This is a genomic window from Enterobacter sp. K510, assembly GCF_055804875.1.
Genome location: NZ_JBNRLQ010000011.1, coordinates 30587 through 47761 on the forward strand (window position 1 = coordinate 30587; position 17175 = coordinate 47761).

Consider the following 17175-nt stretch of genomic DNA (forward strand, 5'->3'; position numbering starts at 1 on the left):
AAAAGTATAAAAATGAAAAATGGCACAATTTAACTAAGGGTTAGTATTTATTTAACTATTTTGTAACTTAATTACGGCGGGTTCTGTAAATATTGTCTAAACAGGTGAAAAATAGTGGTCGGATGAGTAGTAAAATTACAAACAAAACGGTACTATTTTAACCAGTTCAGCAGATTCATTTTTACGGTGAATGTTACCGACCAACAAAAGGGGGAAGCTTATGTCTTTATATCGGGAATATCCTGCACACGTCATTTTCGTACGCCGCGCTTTCGCCGTTGCGGCAGGCATCATCGCATTACCGGTGATGTTGTTCTGGAAAGATCGTGCACGTTTTTACAGCTATCTGCATCGCGTCTGGGCGAAAACCAGCGATAAGCCGGTGTGGATGGATCAGGCCGAGAAAGTCGCCTGCGATTTCTACTAAGAAGCAAAGCGCACACAGCAAACTATAAGCCCATGCGGCAAAAAAAGAAAAACCGCCAAATCTGATTTGGCGGTTTTTTTATGCCCCGGGGATTCGCGGTCCGTTGGGGCGGTACAAGCACTATTCCGTGCGAAGATTGTTGCGTAAGCAGGCCGCTGGATCAAGGCGCAAACTCTAAATGAATTCCTAAAAAGCTGCTCACTCCCTTACCGATACATGTGACGTTCATTATGATTCGTCGTCCCTTTCCGCCATCTCGCAAATGGGCACCGATCCAGGGAAAGGATTAACCACAACCGTTGACAGGCATCTCTCGTGCTTGCATCCGCCGAACGATCATCGGTGGTGAGACGGTGGAGCGGTTATCAGCAAGGACCGCATGATGAAACGTTACTTTTGTATCGTGTTCATTGTTACCAGCGTGCTGGTGGTAAAAGGCGATAAGCAACCTGACATGGTTATCGCTGCCACTATCTCGCAGGTCAAGTAGCGCCCAGGGCCGCCTCGTGCGGCCTTTTTTATCTGGCAGAAGACATAAAAAAACCGCCAAACAGAATTTAGCGGTTTTTTGCGCCCCCCGGGATTCGCGGTCCGTTGGGGCTCTGACAAGCATCTCTCTGCCGCAGATTTTCGCGCATAAAGCCTCCATAATCAAACCTCTTTGGCCTGAATGAATTCCTAAAAACCACGATCATGCTTTCGCCGGGCGATGCAGTTGCTGCTTTTACCAGCAGTCAGCTGTTCATCACGTGTTCCACGCAAACCGGCGCGGTATTTTTTGATGTTCTCAGGCTACACTCATTTTACGGGCTAAAAGGAGTCGTTATGAGTGAGAAAATCCCTGTTGGCATCAGCGCCTGTCTGTTAGGGGAACAGGTGCGTTTTGATGGCGGCCATAAGCGTCTGGCGTTTGCGGTTGAAGAGTTATCGCCGCTGATGAAATTTGAGCCGGTATGCCCGGAAATGGCGATTGGCCTGCCGGTGCCGCGTCCGGCGCTGCGGCTGGTAAAAAAGGATACGGGTGACCTCTCGCTGCGCTTCAGCGACGGGCGCGAAGGCGACCTGACGCAGGACATGATCGACTTTGCGGAAAAACGCATCAGCCAGTTTGACCGCCTGTGCGGTTATATCGTCTGCGCCAAATCCCCCAGCTGCGGCATGGAGCGGGTGCGCGTCTACGAACCGGAAAACAATAATAACCGTAAAGCCGGGCGCGGCATCTATACCGACGTGCTGATGAAAACTTTCCCCTGGCTGCCGGTGGAAGAAGACGGGCGGCTGCACGATCCCATGATCCGCGAAAACTTCGTCGAGCGCGTTTATGCGTTGCATGAGCTGAACAGCGTGCGCGAGCGCGGCCTGTCGCGCGGCGAGCTTATCGCCTATCACAGCCGCTACAAACTCCTGCTGCTGGCTCATTCACAGCCCAAATACCGCGAACTCGGACGCTTTGTGGCGGCTATACATGAATGGTCATCACTGGAGGAGTGGTTTGTCGAATATCGTCTGCGGCTGATGGATCTGCTTTCCCATCAGGCCACGCGCCGCAACCACACAAACGTGCTGATGCACGTGCAGGGCTATTTCCGCAAACAGCTTAACGCGCGCCAGCGCGAAGAGCTCTCCTCGCTTATTGACCGCTACCGTCAGGGCACGCAGCCGCTGCTCGCCCCGGTCACCTTGCTTAAACATTATATGGCTGAATACCCGGACGCTTATCTGTCGGGACAGCGCTATTTTGATCCCTGGCCGGAAACGCTTCGTCTTCGCTACGGACATTAATTCAGGAGAGTTATGACCACGCATCTGGTCTGGTTTCGCGCGGATCTCCGCGTGAACGATAATTTTGCGCTCGCGGCGGCCTGCCGCAATCCCCATGCCCGCGTACTGGCACTCTTTATCGCCACGCCACAGCAGTGGGAAAATCACCTGATGGCGCCCCGTCAGGCAGCCTGTATGCAGGCGCAGTTAAACGATCTGCAACAGTCGCTGGCGGAGCGCGGCATTCCGCTGATTTTTAAAGAAGTGGATGACTTTGCTGCCAGCCAGCAGGTAGTAAAAGAACTCTGCGAGGCGCAGCAGGTCACGCATCTTTTTTATAATTATCAGTATGAAATCAACGAGCACCAGCGCGACCGCGCGATGGAAAAACTGCTGCCGGAGGTAGTGTTTCAGGGCTTCGATGACAGTGTGCTGCTTGCTCCGGGCAGCGTCGTCACCGGCAATCATCAGATGTACAAAGTCTTCACGCCCTTTAAGAACGCCTTTTTACGGCGGCTGCGTGAGGATCTCCCCGAATGCGTCCCCACGCCAAAAGTACGTGAAGGCGGCGCACTCAGCGACCCTCTCACGCCTATCGAGCTGAACTATCCGCAGCAGGATTTTGATCGTGAGCTGTTCCCGTGCAGCGAAAAAGCCGCCATCGCCCGTTTGCGGGAATTCTGCCAGCAGGGGGCAGGGGAATATGAGGCGCGGCGGGATTTTCCGGCTATCGACGGCACCAGCCGCTTATCCGTTTGTCTGGCGATTGGCTCGTTATCGCCGCGCCAGTGTCTGCATCGCCTGCTGAAAGAGCAGCCCGATGCGCTGGGCGGCGGCGCGGGGGCGGTATGGCTCAGCGAGCTGATCTGGCGCGAGTTTTACCGCCATCTGATGACCTTTCACCCGGAGTTGTGCAAGCACCAGCCCTTTATCGACTGGACGCGTCGCGTACAGTGGCAGGATAACGACGCGCATTTCCGGGCGTGGCAGGAGGGTAACACCGGTTACCCGATTGTCGATGCCGCCATGCGTCAGATGAATGAAACCGGCTGGATGCACAACCGGCTGCGCATGATCACCGCCAGTTTCCTGGTCAAAGACTTACTTATCGACTGGCGCGCCGGAGAGCGGTACTTTATGTCTCAGTTGATTGACGGCGATCTGGCGGCCAATAACGGCGGCTGGCAGTGGGCGGCCTCCACCGGCAATGATTCCGCGCCGTACTTTCGTATTTTTAACCCCACGACGCAGGGCGAGCGATTCGATAAAGACGGTGAATTTATTCGCCGCTATATTCCGGCGCTGGCGAAGGTGCCCGCCACCGCGCTGCATGAGCCGTGGAACTGGGCCGATAAACAGGGCGTGACCCTCGATTATCCTCGCCCCATTGTCGATCATAAAAAGGCCCGCGTTGCCACGCTGGCGGCGTACGAAGCCGCGCGAAAATCGTAAAGGAGAGGCACGATGAAAAATAGCGATCTGGAAAAACTGATCAACGACAAACTCAACAGTGGCGCGTTCAGCGATTACGGCCCGAACGGACTCCAGGTTGAAGGGCGCGACAGCGTACAAAAAATTATTACCGGCGTCACCGCCAGCCAGGCGCTGCTGGATGAAGCCGTGCGCCTGGGCGCGGACGCGGTGATCGTGCATCACGGCTATTTCTGGAAAAACGAAGCGCCGATCATTCGCGGCATGAAGCGTAACCGCCTGAAAACCCTGCTGGCCAACGACATCAACCTCTACGGCTGGCACCTGCCGCTGGACGCGCACCCGGAGCTGGGCAACAACGTGCAGCTGGCGAAGCTGCTCGGCATCACGGTGATGGGTCAGGTGGACGATCTGGTGCCCTGGGGCGAGCTGGCGATCCCGGTGCCTGGCCCGGAGCTGGCGTCGTGGATCGAAGCGCGTCTGGGGCGCAGGCCGCTGTGGTGTGGCGACACCGGGCCGGAGGAGATCCGCCGTGTCGCATGGTGCACCGGCGGCGGTCAGGGCTTTATCGACAGCGCCGCGCGTTTTGGCGTGGATGCCTTTATCACCGGCGAAGTTTCGGAGCAGACCATTCACTCCGCCCGTGAGCAGGGCCTGCATTTCTATGCGGCGGGTCATCACGCCACCGAGCGCGGCGGTATTCGCGCCCTGAGCGAATGGCTGACGGAAAATACCGATCTGGACGTCACCTTTATTGATATTCCTAATCCAGCCTGATGCGAGGAGCGAAAGTGCAGCGAGCGCGTTGTTATCTGTTAGGTGAAACGGCTGTCGTGCTTGAACTTGAGCCGCCGGTCACGCTGGCCAGCCAGAAGCGGATCTGGCGACTGGTTCAGCGGGCGATGACCATCCCCGATGTGGTGGATGTCATTCCCGGTATGAATAATGTCACCGTGGTATTGCGCGATCCCCAGGGAAACGCGCTGGATGCCATTGAGCGTTTACAGCGCTGGTGGGAGGAGAGCGAGGCGCTGGAGCCGGATCCGCGCTTGATTGAAATCCCGGTGATCTACGGCAAAGCGGACGGTCCCGATCTGCCGCACGTCGCCAGCCACTGCGGCCTGAGCGAAAAACAGGTGGTGGAGCTGCACGCGTCGGTGGATTACCAGGTCTGGTTTCTCGGTTTTCAGCCGGGCTTTCCCTATCTTGGCAGCCTGCCCGCACAGTTAGCGACCCCGCGCCATGCGGAGCCGCGTCTTAGCGTGCCTGCCGGATCGGTGGGCATCGGCGGCGAGCAGACCGGCATCTATCCGCTGCCGACGCCCGGCGGCTGGCAGCTGATTGGCCGCACGCCGCTGGCGCTCTTTGATCCGCACAGCGCTGAACCTGTTCTGCTGCGCCCCGGCGACACCGTGCGTTTTGTGCCGCAAAAGGAGGGCATATGCTGAAGATTATTCGCGCGGGGATGTATACCTCCGTACAGGCCGGAAAACGCAAAGGGCTGCGCCAGTCCGGCATCAGCTATAGCGGCGCGATGGACGGCCCGGCGCTGGAAATCGCCAATGCGCTGGTGGGCAACGAGGCCGACGCCGCCGCGCTGGAAATTACGCTCGGCCAGTGCGAAATTGAATTCACCCACGACGGCTGGTTTGCGCTGACCGGCGCAGGCTGCGACGCGCAGCTTGACGGCAAAGCGGTGTGGACCGGCTGGCGTCAGGCGATGAGCGCAGGGCAGCGTTTGACCCTGAAAAGCCCGCAGCGTGGTATGCGCAGTTATCTGGCCGTGGCGGGCGGGATCGATGTTCCGGAAGTGATGGGATCGCGCAGTACCGATTTAAAAACCGGCACCGGCGGCTTTCAGGGCCGGTTGCTGAAAGAGGGCGACGTGCTGCCGGTGCTGCCCGCGTCGCGGCAGTTCAGCGGTCCGCAGGGCGTCAAACAGTTACTCTGGGGCAACCGCATCCGCGTGCTGCCGGGGCCGGAATATCACTCCTTCGATAAAAACTCCCTTGAGGCGTTCTGGCGCTTACCCTGGCAGTTAAGCCCGCAGAGTAACCGCATGGGCTATCGTTTACAGGGGGCGCAGCTGACCCGCACCGACACCCGCGAGCTGCTGTCCCACGGGCTGATCCCCGGCGTCATTCAGGTGCCGCATAACGGTCAGCCGATTGTGCTGATGAACGACGCCCAGACCACCGGCGGCTATCCGCGTATCGGCTGTGTGATCGAAGCGGATATGTATCATCTGGCGCAGATCCGCCTCGGCGATCCGATCCATTTTGTGCCCTGCACGTTAGAAGAAGCGCTGAAGGCGCGACGCGAGCAGCGGCTGTTCCTTGACCAGCTGGCTTACGGAGTGCGCGGTGATCGTTGATCTTAATGCCGATCTGGGGGAGGGCGCGGGCTGTGACGCCGCGCTGCTGCAACTGGTTTCTTCTGCCAACATCGCCTGCGGTTTTCACGCCGGTAACGCGCAGATGATGCAGGACGCGGTACGGGAAGCGCTGAAAAACGGCGTCGCCATTGGCGCGCACCCCTCCTTCCCGGATCGGGAAAACTTTGGCCGCACGGCGATGACGCTGCCTGCGGACACCGTTTATGCGCAGACGCTGTATCAGATCGGCGCGCTGGCGGCCATTGCCAGGGCGCAGGGCGGGCAGGTGCAGCACGTCAAACCCCACGGCATGCTCTATAACCAGGCGGCGCAGGACGCGGTGCTGGCGGATGCCATCGCCCGCGCGGTGCACGATCTGGATCCGACGCTCATTCTGGTGGGGCTGGCGGGCAGCAAGCTCATCGACGCGGGCAGGCACTATGGCCTGCCAACGCGCGAAGAAGTCTTTGCCGACCGGGGATATCAGGACGACGGCACTCTGGTGCCGCGCTCGCAGCCCGGCGCGCTCATCAGCGATGAAGAGCAGGCGCTGGCGCAGACGCTGACCATGATCCAGCAGGGCCGGGTGAAAAGCATTCGCGGCAATTGGGTGAAGGTGAACGCGCAAACCGTCTGTCTGCATGGCGACGGCGATCATGCGCTGGCCTTTGCGCGCCGCCTGCGGCAGGCGTTTGAGGCGCAAAACATTACCATTTCGGCGGTGCATCATGCCTGAAGGTCCGGAGATCCGCCGGGCGGCGGATACCCTTGAAGCAGCTATCGGCGGGCAACCGCTGACCGATGCCTGGTTCGCCTTTGATCGTCTGCAACCCTACGCCGCTGATCTTATCGGCCAGCATGTGACCCATATGGAGACGCGCGGCAAAGCGCTGCTGACGCATTTTTCCGGCGGCCTGACGCTGTACAGTCACAATCAGCTGTACGGCGTCTGGCGCGTGGTAAAAGCGGGGGAAACGCCGCAGACGACGCGCATTCTGCGGGTGAAGTTGCAGACCGCTGAGCGCGCGATCCTGCTCTACAGCGCCTCGGACATTGAGATGCTGACCCCGGAGCAGCTGGCAAGCCATCCGTTTTTACAGCGCGTCGGCCCTGACGTGCTGGACATGAGCCTGACGGCGGAGGAGGTGAAAGCGCGGCTGTGCTCGCCGAAATTCTGCCGCCGACAGTTTTCCGGTCTGCTGCTGGACCAGGCGTTTCTCGCCGGGCTGGGAAATTATCTGCGGGTGGAGATCCTCTGGCACAGCGGGCTTGCGCCAACGCATAAAGCGGCGCAATTAAGTGACGCGCAGCTGGACGTGCTGGCGCAGGCGCTGCTGGATATTCCCAGGCTCTCGTACCAGACGCGCGGCAAGGCTAAAGAAAATAAACATCACGGGGCGCTGTTTCGCTTTAAGGTGTTTCATCGGGCCGGGAAGAAATGTGAGCGGTGCGGGGGGATCATTGAGAAAACCACGCTGTCGTCGCGGCCGTTTTACTGGTGTCCGGGGTGTCAGGTTTGATGTGAAAAGCCGGGTGGCGCTGACGCTTACCCGGCCTACGTCTACGTTTTTCCGCAATGCCGGGTGGCGGCTGCGCCTTACCCGGCCTGTGGTTACTGGCTGAATTCGTAGGCCCGGCAAGCGAAGCGCCGCCGGGCGCCACAAACCTTAGCGGTTCGTCAGTTCCGATTTGAAATCACGCTGCTCGTAACCGGTGTACAGCTGGCGCGGACGGGCGATCTTGATGCCGTCGTCGTGCATTTCGTTCCAGTGAGCGATCCAGCCAACGGTACGGGCCATCGCGAAGATCACCGTAAACATGGAAGACGGAATACCCATCGCTTTCAGGATGATACCGGAGTAGAAATCCACGTTCGGATAGAGTTTACGCTCGATGAAGTACGGGTCGTTCAGCGCGATGTGTTCCAGCTCCATCGCCACTTCCAGCAGATCATCTTTGGTGCCCAGCTCTTTCAGCACTTCGTGGCAGGTTTCACGCATTACGGTGGCGCGCGGATCGTAGTTTTTGTAAACACGATGCCCGAAGCCCATCAGACGGAACGAATCGTTCTTGTCTTTGGCGCGACGCACGAATTCCGGAATGTGCTCAACGGTGCTGATCTCTTCCAGCATTTTCAGCGCAGCTTCGTTCGCGCCGCCGTGTGCCGGTCCCCACAGGGAAGCGATACCTGCCGCGATACAGGCAAACGGGTTCGCGCCGGAGGAGCCTGCGGTACGTACGGTAGAAGTGGAAGCGTTCTGCTCATGATCCGCGTGCAGCACGAGGATACGATCCATAGCGCGTTCCAGCACCGGGTTCACTTCGTACGGCTCGCACGGCGTGGAGAACATCATATGCAGGAAGTTACCGGCATAGGAGAGATCGTTACGCGGATAAACAAACGGCTGGCCGATAGAATATTTGTAACACATAGCGGCGACCGTCGGCATTTTGGACAGCAGACGGAATGCAGCGATGTCACGGTGGCGCGGATTGTTGACGTCCAGCGAGTCATGATAGAAAGCCGCCAGCGCGCCGGTCACGCCGCACAGCACGGCCATCGGGTGTGAATCACGACGGAAACCGTGGAACAGTCGGGTGATCTGCTCGTGGATCATAGTGTGACGGGTGACGATGGTGCGGAAATCGTCATACTCTTCCTGGCTCGGTTTTTCACCGTACAGCAGGATGTAGCACACTTCCAGATAGTTGGATTCAGTGGCTAACTGATCAATCGGGAAACCGCGATGGAGCAGGATACCTTCGTCACCGTCGATAAAGGTGATTTTGGATTCGCAAGATGCGGTAGAGGTGAAACCAGGGTCAAAAGTAAATACCCCTTTCGAACCCAGACTACGAATATCAATAACATCCTGACCGAGCGTGCCTTTTAGCACATCCAGTTCAATAGCATCTTCACTATTGTAAGTGATGGTTGCTTTCTTATCAGCCATTTACGGTCTCCTTAGCGCCTTATGCTTAAGACTGCACAGAAGCCGGATTTGCATTCATAGCGAAAATCAATGTTACCAATTTGTTATTTGGCACGACACTCTGCAGAGAGGTGGTACCAGGGTACAGAGCGATGGGCGCTGGCAGGCAAACATTGAAAAACCAGTGAAACAACAGCAAATCAGGGTCTTAGCAGTCCGAATTTGTCAAATCTGTCTATCACTAATAACTGTACTGATAACGTCGGTCAATCCTTCTCACTCTTACATAACTAAATCTCAGGTGAAAGAGAGACCCCATAACTTTTACGAATTATATGCCTTTTCGGCTGTCGTTTGTAACAATAATGTTTAACTATTGTCAAATCCCATGGTTAAAAATTAAAAATATGTTGTTATCGTGATGACGGTCACTGTTCCGCATAAAACCCGACAAACTATATGTAGGTTAATTGTAATGATTTTGTGAACATCCTATACTGCCGCCAGGTCTCCGGAATCCTCTGCCGTCCCGAGCCACCCAGCGTTGTAACGTGTCGTTGAGCATCTGGAAGCGATGTTATTTGCATAACGTGCGGTTATTGAAAGGACGCTGTCTGACCCGCCTGCAGACCGGAGGAAAGGAACTATAAGAACAGCATGTGGGCGTTATTCATGATAAAAAATGTCAAAAAACAAAGACCTGTCAATCTGGATCTGACAACGATCCGGTTTCCTGTTACGGCTATAGCGTCCATTCTGCACCGTGTTTCTGGCGTCATCACTTTTGTGGCGGTCGGGATCCTGCTGTGGTTGCTGGGCCTGTCGCTCTCCTCTCAAGAAGGCTTCCAGTCAGCCGCCGCCATCATGGACGGCTTCTTCGCTAAATTCATCATGTGGGGCATTCTCACCGCGCTGGCGTATCACGCCGTCGGTGGTATTCGTCATGCATTGATGGATGTGGGCTATCTTGAAGAGACCTTCGAAGCCGGGAAACGCTCTGCCTGGGTCGCTATTGGTATTACTGTCGTGCTTTCAATTCTCGCAGGAGTCCTCGTATGGTAAGCAACGCCTCCGCATTCGGACGCAACGGCGTACATGACTTCATTCTGGTTCGTGCTACCGCCCTCGTTCTGACGCTTTACATCATCTATATGGTCGGTTTTTTCGCCATTTCCGGCGAGATCACTTATGACGTCTGGACGGGTTTCTTCTCATCCGCCTTTACCAAAGTCTTCACCCTGCTGGCGCTGTTCTCCACGTTAATTCATGCCTGGATTGGCATGTGGCAGGTGCTGACCGACTACGTTAAATCAACGGGCCTGCGTCTTGGTCTGCAACTCGCCATTGTGGTTGCGCTGCTGGTTTACGTTATTTATGGATTTGTTGTGGTGTGGGGTGTGTGATGAATTTACCAGTCAGAGAGTTTGATGCAGTCGTCATTGGTGCCGGCGGCGCAGGTATGCGCGCGGCGCTGCAAATTTCCCAGAGCGGCCAGACCTGTGCGCTGCTCTCCAAAGTATTCCCGACCCGTTCCCACACCGTATCTGCGCAGGGCGGTATTACCGTTGCGCTGGGTAACACCCATGAAGATAACTGGGAATGGCACATGTATGACACGGTGAAAGGTTCCGACTATATCGGTGACCAGGACGCCATTGAATATATGTGTAAAACCGGCCCGGAAGCGATTCTGGAGCTGGAACATATGGGTCTGCCGTTCTCCCGTCTGGAAAACGGCTCCATTTATCAGCGTCCGTTTGGCGGCCAGTCGAAAAACTTCGGCGGCGAGCAGGCGGCACGTACCGCCGCAGCGGCTGACCGTACCGGCCACGCGCTGTTGCATACCCTTTATCAGCAGAACCTGAAAAACCACACCACCATTTTTTCCGAATGGTATGCCCTTGACCTGGTGAAAAACCAGGATGGCGCGGTGGTAGGTTGTACTGCGCTGTGCATCGAAACCGGCGAAGTGGTGTACTTCAAAGCTCGCGCTACCGTGCTGGCGACCGGCGGCGCAGGCCGTATTTACCAGTCCACCACTAACGCTCACATCAATACCGGCGACGGAGTTGGCATGGCGCTGCGCGCTGGCGTGCCGGTGCAGGATATGGAAATGTGGCAGTTCCACCCGACCGGCATCGCCGGTGCAGGCGTTCTGGTGACAGAAGGCTGCCGTGGTGAAGGTGGTTATCTGCTGAACAAACACGGCGAGCGCTTTATGGAGCGTTATGCGCCGAACGCCAAAGACCTGGCGGGTCGTGACGTGGTGGCGCGTTCCATCATGATCGAAATCCGTGAAGGTCGCGGCTGCGACGGTCCGTGGGGTCCGCACGCGAAACTGAAGCTCGACCACCTGGGTAAAGAAGTGCTGGAATCCCGTCTGCCGGGCATTCTGGAACTTTCCCGCACCTTTGCGCACGTCGATCCGGTGAAAGAGCCGATCCCGGTGATCCCGACCTGTCACTATATGATGGGCGGTATTCCGACCAAAGTGACCGGCCAGGCGCTGACCGTTAACGCCCAGGGCGAAGACGTGGTGATCCCGGGCCTGTTCGCGGTAGGCGAAATCGCCTGCGTATCGGTACACGGCGCTAACCGTCTGGGCGGCAACTCGTTGCTGGACCTGGTGGTATTTGGTCGCGCGGCCGGCCTGCACTTACAGGAGTCTATCGCTGAGCAGGGCGCACTGCGCGATGCCAGTGATTCTGATATTGAAGCTTCCCTGACGCGCGTGAATCGCTGGAACAACACCCGCAGCGGTGAAGATCCGGTGACCATTCGTAAAGCGTTGCAGGAATGTATGCAGCATAACTTCTCGGTATTCCGTGAAGGGGATGCGATGGCGAAAGGGCTGGAGCAGCTGAAAGAGATCCGCGAGCGTCTGAAAACCGCGCGTCTGGACGATACCTCCAGCGACTTCAACACCCAGCGCGTCGAGTGCCTTGAACTGGATAACCTGATGGAAACGGCTTACGCCACGGCGGTATCGGCGAACTTCCGTACCGAAAGCCGTGGAGCGCACAGCCGCTTTGACTTCCCGGATCGTGACGACGAAAACTGGCTGTGCCACTCCCTGTATCTGCCTGAATCGGAATCCATGACGCGCCGTAGCGTCAATATGGAACCGAAACTGCGTCCGGCATTCCCGCCGAAGATTCGTACCTATTAATGCGGAGACAGGATAAATGAAACTCGAATTTTCGATTTATCGCTATAACCCTGATGTCGACGACGCGCCGCGTATGCAGGATTACACCCTGGAAGGCGAAGAAGGCCGCGACATGATGCTGCTTGATGCGCTGATGCAGCTGAAAGAAAAAGATCCGACGCTGGCGTTTCGTCGCTCCTGCCGTGAAGGCGTGTGCGGTTCCGACGGCCTGAACATGAACGGCAAGAATGGCCTCGCCTGCATCACGCCGATTTCGGCTTTGGGTAACGGCACGAAGAAAATTGTCATCCGCCCGCTGCCCGGTTTGCCGGTCGTCCGCGATCTGGTGGTGGACATGGGGCAATTCTATGCCCAATATGAGAAGATTAAGCCTTACTTGTTGAATAATGGACATAATCCGCCAGCTCGCGAGCATCTTCAGTCGCCAGAGCAGCGTGAAAAACTGGATGGGCTGTACGAGTGTATTCTCTGTGCATGCTGTTCCACATCCTGTCCGTCATTCTGGTGGAACCCGGACAAGTTCATCGGCCCGGCGGGTCTGCTGGCTGCCTATCGCTTCCTGATCGACAGTCGCGATACCGAAACCGATCAGCGCCTCGAAGGGCTGAGCGATGCTTTCAGCGTATTCCGCTGCCATAGCATCATGAACTGCGTCAGTGTGTGTCCGAAGGGGCTGAACCCGACGCGCGCCATCGGCCATATTAAGTCGATGCTGCTGCAACGTAGTGCATAAGTAAGATTGCCGGATGGCGCTGCGCTTATCCGGCCTACAGTTTAGTAGGCCCGGTAAACGCAGTGCCACCGGGCAAACCGAGTGAAAATGCAGGAAACCTCTAAAAACTGCCCTGACAGAGAGACAGTTTTTAAAGGTTCCTTCGCGGGCCAACTCAGTGAAAAGAGCTCGCAAGTGAACCCTGGTACGTGCGCCTGGCGGTGTACGGTGTAGTTATCCACGGCGAATAAGCATACCAATGCTTAAGGGATCACGATGCAGAACGGCGCAATGAAAGCCTGGCTGGACTCTTCTTACCTCTCTGGCTCCAACCAGAGCTGGATAGAACAGCTCTATGAAGACTTCTTAACCGATCCTGATTCGGTAGATGAAAACTGGCGCTCTATGTTCCAGCAGCTACCGGTGACCGGTATCAAACCGGACCAATTCCATTCCAAAACACGTGATTATTTCCGTCGTCTCGCGAAGGATGCCTCACGTTATACCTCTTCAGTTTCTGACCCTGACACCAACGTGAAGCAGGTTAAAGTCCTGCAATTGATCAACGCCTACCGCTTCCGCGGCCACCAGCATGCGAATCTCGATCCGCTGGGACTGTGGAAACAAGAGCGCGTGGCCGATCTCTCCCTTGATTATCACGACCTGACCGAAGCCGATCTGGAAGAAAGTTTCAACGTGGGATCTTTTGCCATCGGCAAAGACACCATGAAACTGGGCGAGCTGTTAGAAGCGCTGAAACAAACCTATTGCGGTTCGATTGGCGCGGAGTACATGCACATCACCAGCACCGAAGAGAAGCGCTGGATCCAGCAGCGTATCGAATCGGCAGCGGGTCATGGCATTTTCAGCGCCGAAGAGAAAAAACGCTTCCTCAGCGAACTGACGGCGGCGGAAGGGATGGAGCGCTATCTGGGCGCGAAATTCCCTGGCGCGAAACGCTTCTCGCTGGAAGGCGGCGACGCGCTGGTGCCGATGCTCAAAGAGATGATCCGTCATGCCGGTAAGAGCGGCACGCGCGAAGTGGTGCTGGGTATGGCGCACCGCGGACGTTTAAACGTGCTGATCAACGTGCTGGGCAAAAAATCCCAGGATCTGTTTGACGAATTCGCCGGTAAGCATAAAGAACATCTGGGCACGGGCGATGTGAAATACCACATGGGCTTCTCCTCGGATATCGAAACCGAAGGCGGCCTGGTGCACCTGGCGCTGGCGTTCAACCCGTCGCACCTGGAGATCGTCAGCCCGGTGGTAATGGGCTCTGTGCGCGCCCGTCTGGATCGTCTGGACGAGCCGAGCAGCAACAAAGTTCTGCCGATCACCATTCACGGCGATGCGGCGGTAACCGGCCAGGGCGTGGTGCAGGAAACCCTGAACATGTCCAAAGCGCGGGGCTACGAAGTTGGCGGTACCGTGCGTATCGTGATCAACAACCAGGTGGGCTTCACCACCTCTAACCCGCTGGATGCCCGTTCCACGCCGTACTGTACTGACATCGGTAAAATGGTGCAGGCGCCGATTTTCCACGTGAATGCGGACGATCCGGAAGCCGTTGCTTTCGTCACCCGTGTGGCGCTGGATTTCCGTAACACCTTTAAGCGCGACGTATTTATCGACCTGGTGTGCTACCGCCGTCACGGCCATAACGAAGCCGACGAGCCAAGCGCAACCCAGCCGCTGATGTACCAGAAAATCAAAAAACATCCGACGCCGCGCAAAATCTACGCCGACAAGCTGGAGCAGGAAAAGGTCGCCACCCTGGAAGATGCCACCGAAATGGTCAATCTTTACCGCGACATGCTCGATGCGGGTGAATGCGTGGTGAAAGAGTACCGTCCGATGAACATGCATTCGTTCACCTGGTCGCCGTATCTGAACCACGAGTGGGATGAAAGCTACCCGAACAAGGTAGAGATGAAACGTCTGCAGGAGCTGGCGAAGCGCATCAGTACGGTGCCGGACGCCATCGAAATGCAGTCCCGCGTGGCAAAAATTTACGGCGATCGTCTGGCGATGGCGGCAGGCGAGAAGCTTTTTGACTGGGGCGCGGCGGAAAACCTCGCTTACGCGACCCTGGTTGATGAAGGCATCGCGGTGCGTCTGTCCGGCGAAGATGCCGGTCGCGGCACCTTCTTCCACCGTCATGCGGTGATCCATAACCAGACCAACGGCTCCACCTGGACGCCGCTGCATCATGTCCATAATTCACAGGGCTCTTTCCGCGTCTGGGACTCCGTGCTCTCTGAAGAAGCGGTGCTGGCGTTCGAATACGGCTACGCGACTGCAGAACCTCGTACCCTGACCATCTGGGAAGCGCAGTTCGGCGACTTCGCTAACGGCGCGCAGGTGGTGATCGACCAGTTCATCAGTTCCGGCGAGCAGAAATGGGGCCGTATGTGCGGTCTGGTGATGCTGCTGCCGCACGGCTATGAAGGTCAGGGTCCGGAGCACTCTTCCGCCCGTCTGGAGCGTTACCTGCAACTCTGTGCAGAACAAAACATGCAGGTCTGCGTACCGTCTACACCGGCGCAGGTGTACCACATGCTCCGCCGCCAGGCGCTGCGCGGTATGCGCCGTCCGCTGGTGGTCATGTCGCCGAAATCGCTGCTGCGTCATCCGCTGGCGGTATCCAGCCTTGACGAACTGGCGAACGGCACCTTCCTGCCTGCCATTGGCGAGATCGACGATATCGATCCGCAGGGCGTGAAGCGGGTCGTGCTCTGTTCTGGTAAGGTTTATTACGACCTGCTTGAGCAACGTCGTAAGAACGACCAGAAAAACGTCGTCATCATCCGTATCGAACAGTTGTATCCGTTCCCGCACCAGGCGGTGCAGGAAGCCTTAAAACCTTATGCCCATGTGCATGATTTTGTCTGGTGCCAGGAAGAGCCGCTGAACCAGGGCGCATGGTATTGCAGTCAGCATCATTTCCGCGAAGTGATCCCGTTTGGGTCCGCTCTGCGTTATGCCGGTCGTCCGGCCTCCGCCTCTCCGGCGGTAGGGTATATGTCCGTTCACCAGAAACAGCAGCAAGATCTGGTCAATGACGCGCTGAACGTCGATTAATTAAAGGATAAATAATGAGTAGCGTAGATATTCTTGTTCCCGACCTGCCTGAATCCGTTGCAGACGCGACTGTAGCGACCTGGCACAAAAAACCAGGCGATGCGGTTACCCGTGATGAAGTGCTGGTAGAAATCGAAACTGACAAAGTGGTACTGGAAGTACCGGCGTCGGCCGACGGCATTCTGGACGCGGTGCTGGAAGAAGAGGGGACAACCGTCACCTCCCGCCAGATCCTGGGCCGTCTGCGCGAAGGCAACAGCGCAGGTAAAGAGAGCAGCGCGAAGTCTGACAGCAATGAGTCCACCCCGGCTCAGCGCCAGCAGGCATCCCTGGAAGAACAGAATAACGAGGCCTTAAGCCCGGCGATCCGTCGCCTGCTGGCTGAACATGGCCTTGAAGCGGGTGCAATCAAAGGCACCGGCGTGGGTGGCCGTCTGACCCGCGAAGATGTTGAAAAACATCTGGCGAAAGCGCCTGCCGCGAAAGAAGACAAAGCGCCGGCTGCACCGGCACCTGCCAGCGCGCCGTCCCAGTCTGCGCCAGCGCTGGGCAACCGCTCCGAAAAACGCGTGCCGATGACCCGTCTGCGTAAGCGCGTGGCCGAGCGTCTGCTGGAAGCGAAAAACTCAACCGCCATGTTGACCACGTTCAACGAAGTCAACATGAAGCCGATTATGGATCTGCGTAAGCAGTACGGTGACGCCTTCGAAAAACGTCACGGTATCCGTCTGGGCTTTATGTCCTTCTACGTGAAAGCCGTGGTGGAAGCCCTGAAACGCTTCCCGGAAGTGAATGCCTCCATTGATGGCGATGATGTGGTGTACCACAACTATTTCGACGTCAGCATGGCGGTGTCCACCCCGCGTGGTCTGGTAACGCCAGTACTGCGTGACGTTGACGCGCTGGGCATGGCCGACATTGAAAAACGCATCAAAGATCTGGCGGTGAAAGGTCGCGACGGCAAACTGACCGTTGAAGATCTGACCGGCGGTAACTTCACCATCACCAACGGTGGTGTGTTCGGTTCCCTGATGTCCACGCCGATCATCAACCCGCCGCAAAGCGCCATTCTGGGCATGCATGCCATCAAAGATCGCCCGATGGCGGTGGATGGCAAGGTTGAGATCCTGCCGATGATGTATCTGGCGCTGTCGTACGATCACCGCCTGATCGATGGCCGTGAATCGGTGAGCTTCCTGGTGGCCATTAAAGAGCTGCTGGAAGATCCGACGCGTCTGCTGCTGGACGTGTAGTAATAAGAAGATCACCTGCTCCGTAGGCCTG

The 17175-nt window shown here is 56.9% G+C and carries 15 protein-coding genes; 14 read left to right on the forward strand and 1 reads right to left on the reverse strand.

Annotated elements, in window-relative coordinates; genetic code table 11:
* The first annotated feature begins 220 nt into the window (after window positions 1–220).
* The 8 genes from ACQUTD_RS18070 to nei all read left to right on the forward strand — a co-directional run bounded on the left by ACQUTD_RS18070 (window position 221) and on the right by nei (window position 7513).
* Window positions 221–427 carry a YbfA family protein gene (locus ACQUTD_RS18070; protein WP_072567828.1) on the forward strand — a complete coding sequence of 69 codons (207 nt, stop codon included), beginning with the start codon at window positions 221–223 and terminating at the stop codon, window positions 425–427.
* Window positions 428–1252: 825 nt separating this feature from the next.
* Complete coding sequence (locus tag ACQUTD_RS18075; RefSeq protein ID WP_473276926.1) at window positions 1253–2209, forward strand: DUF1722 domain-containing protein; 957 nt, start codon at window positions 1253–1255, stop codon at window positions 2207–2209.
* Window positions 2210–2221: 12 nt separating this feature from the next.
* On the forward strand, window positions 2222–3640 hold the full coding sequence (phrB, locus tag ACQUTD_RS18080) for a deoxyribodipyrimidine photo-lyase (RefSeq protein ID WP_473276927.1): 1419 nt from the start codon (window positions 2222–2224) through the stop codon (window positions 3638–3640).
* 12 nt (window positions 3641–3652) lie between these two features.
* Entirely contained in the window at window positions 3653–4396 is a 744-nt protein-coding gene (locus tag ACQUTD_RS18085) for a type 2 GTP cyclohydrolase I (protein ID WP_072567831.1), read from the forward strand.
* A 14-nt stretch (window positions 4397–4410) separates the two neighbouring features.
* A complete protein-coding gene (gene pxpB / locus ACQUTD_RS18090) occupies window positions 4411–5067 on the forward strand; it encodes a 5-oxoprolinase subunit PxpB (RefSeq protein WP_473276929.1) in 657 nt (218 codons plus the stop codon).
* Complete coding sequence (pxpC, locus tag ACQUTD_RS18095; protein ID WP_321987128.1) at window positions 5061–5993, forward strand: 5-oxoprolinase subunit PxpC; 933 nt, start codon at window positions 5061–5063, stop codon at window positions 5991–5993. The genes pxpB and pxpC overlap by 7 nt, the downstream gene beginning before the upstream one ends.
* Entirely contained in the window at window positions 5983–6729 is a 747-nt protein-coding gene (gene pxpA / locus ACQUTD_RS18100; RefSeq protein ID WP_473276930.1) for a 5-oxoprolinase subunit PxpA, read from the forward strand. Before pxpC ends, pxpA begins: the two co-directional genes overlap by 11 nt.
* Window positions 6722–7513 carry an endonuclease VIII gene (gene nei, locus ACQUTD_RS18105; protein WP_473276931.1) on the forward strand — a complete coding sequence of 264 codons (792 nt, stop codon included), beginning with the start codon at window positions 6722–6724 and terminating at the stop codon, window positions 7511–7513. Before pxpA ends, nei begins: the two co-directional genes overlap by 8 nt.
* Window positions 7514–7660: 147 nt before the next feature.
* On the opposite strand, the gene ACQUTD_RS18110 is transcribed toward nei, so the two are convergent.
* Window positions 7661–8947 carry a citrate synthase gene (locus ACQUTD_RS18110; protein ID WP_072567836.1) on the reverse strand — a complete coding sequence of 429 codons (1287 nt, stop codon included), beginning with the start codon at window positions 8945–8947 and terminating at the stop codon, window positions 7661–7663.
* 636 nt (window positions 8948–9583) lie between these two features.
* Between ACQUTD_RS18110 and sdhC the strand changes: the two genes are divergently transcribed.
* The 6 genes from sdhC (at window position 9584) to odhB (ending at window position 17144) form a co-directional block, all read left to right on the forward strand.
* Window positions 9584–9988 (forward strand): succinate dehydrogenase cytochrome b556 subunit, encoded by a 405-nt coding sequence (gene sdhC, locus ACQUTD_RS18115; RefSeq protein ID WP_072567837.1) that lies wholly within the window; start codon window positions 9584–9586, stop codon window positions 9986–9988.
* Window positions 9982–10329: a succinate dehydrogenase membrane anchor subunit gene (gene sdhD / locus ACQUTD_RS18120; protein WP_072567838.1), complete on the forward strand. Its 348-nt coding sequence runs from the start codon at window positions 9982–9984 to the stop codon at window positions 10327–10329. The genes sdhC and sdhD overlap by 7 nt, the downstream gene beginning before the upstream one ends.
* On the forward strand, window positions 10329–12095 hold the full coding sequence (sdhA, locus tag ACQUTD_RS18125) for a succinate dehydrogenase flavoprotein subunit (protein WP_473276932.1): 1767 nt from the start codon (window positions 10329–10331) through the stop codon (window positions 12093–12095). Before sdhD ends, sdhA begins: the two co-directional genes overlap by 1 nt.
* Before the next feature lie 16 nt (window positions 12096–12111).
* Entirely contained in the window at window positions 12112–12828 is a 717-nt protein-coding gene (locus ACQUTD_RS18130; RefSeq protein ID WP_072567840.1) for a succinate dehydrogenase iron-sulfur subunit, read from the forward strand.
* Between the two features lie 255 nt (window positions 12829–13083).
* Entirely contained in the window at window positions 13084–15891 is a 2808-nt protein-coding gene (gene sucA / locus ACQUTD_RS18135; RefSeq protein WP_318364607.1) for a 2-oxoglutarate dehydrogenase E1 component, read from the forward strand.
* A gap of 14 nt (window positions 15892–15905) precedes the next feature.
* Window positions 15906–17144 (forward strand): 2-oxoglutarate dehydrogenase complex dihydrolipoyllysine-residue succinyltransferase, encoded by a 1239-nt coding sequence (odhB, locus tag ACQUTD_RS18140; protein ID WP_318373171.1) that lies wholly within the window; start codon window positions 15906–15908, stop codon window positions 17142–17144.
* The last annotated feature ends 31 nt before the right edge of the window (window positions 17145–17175 follow it).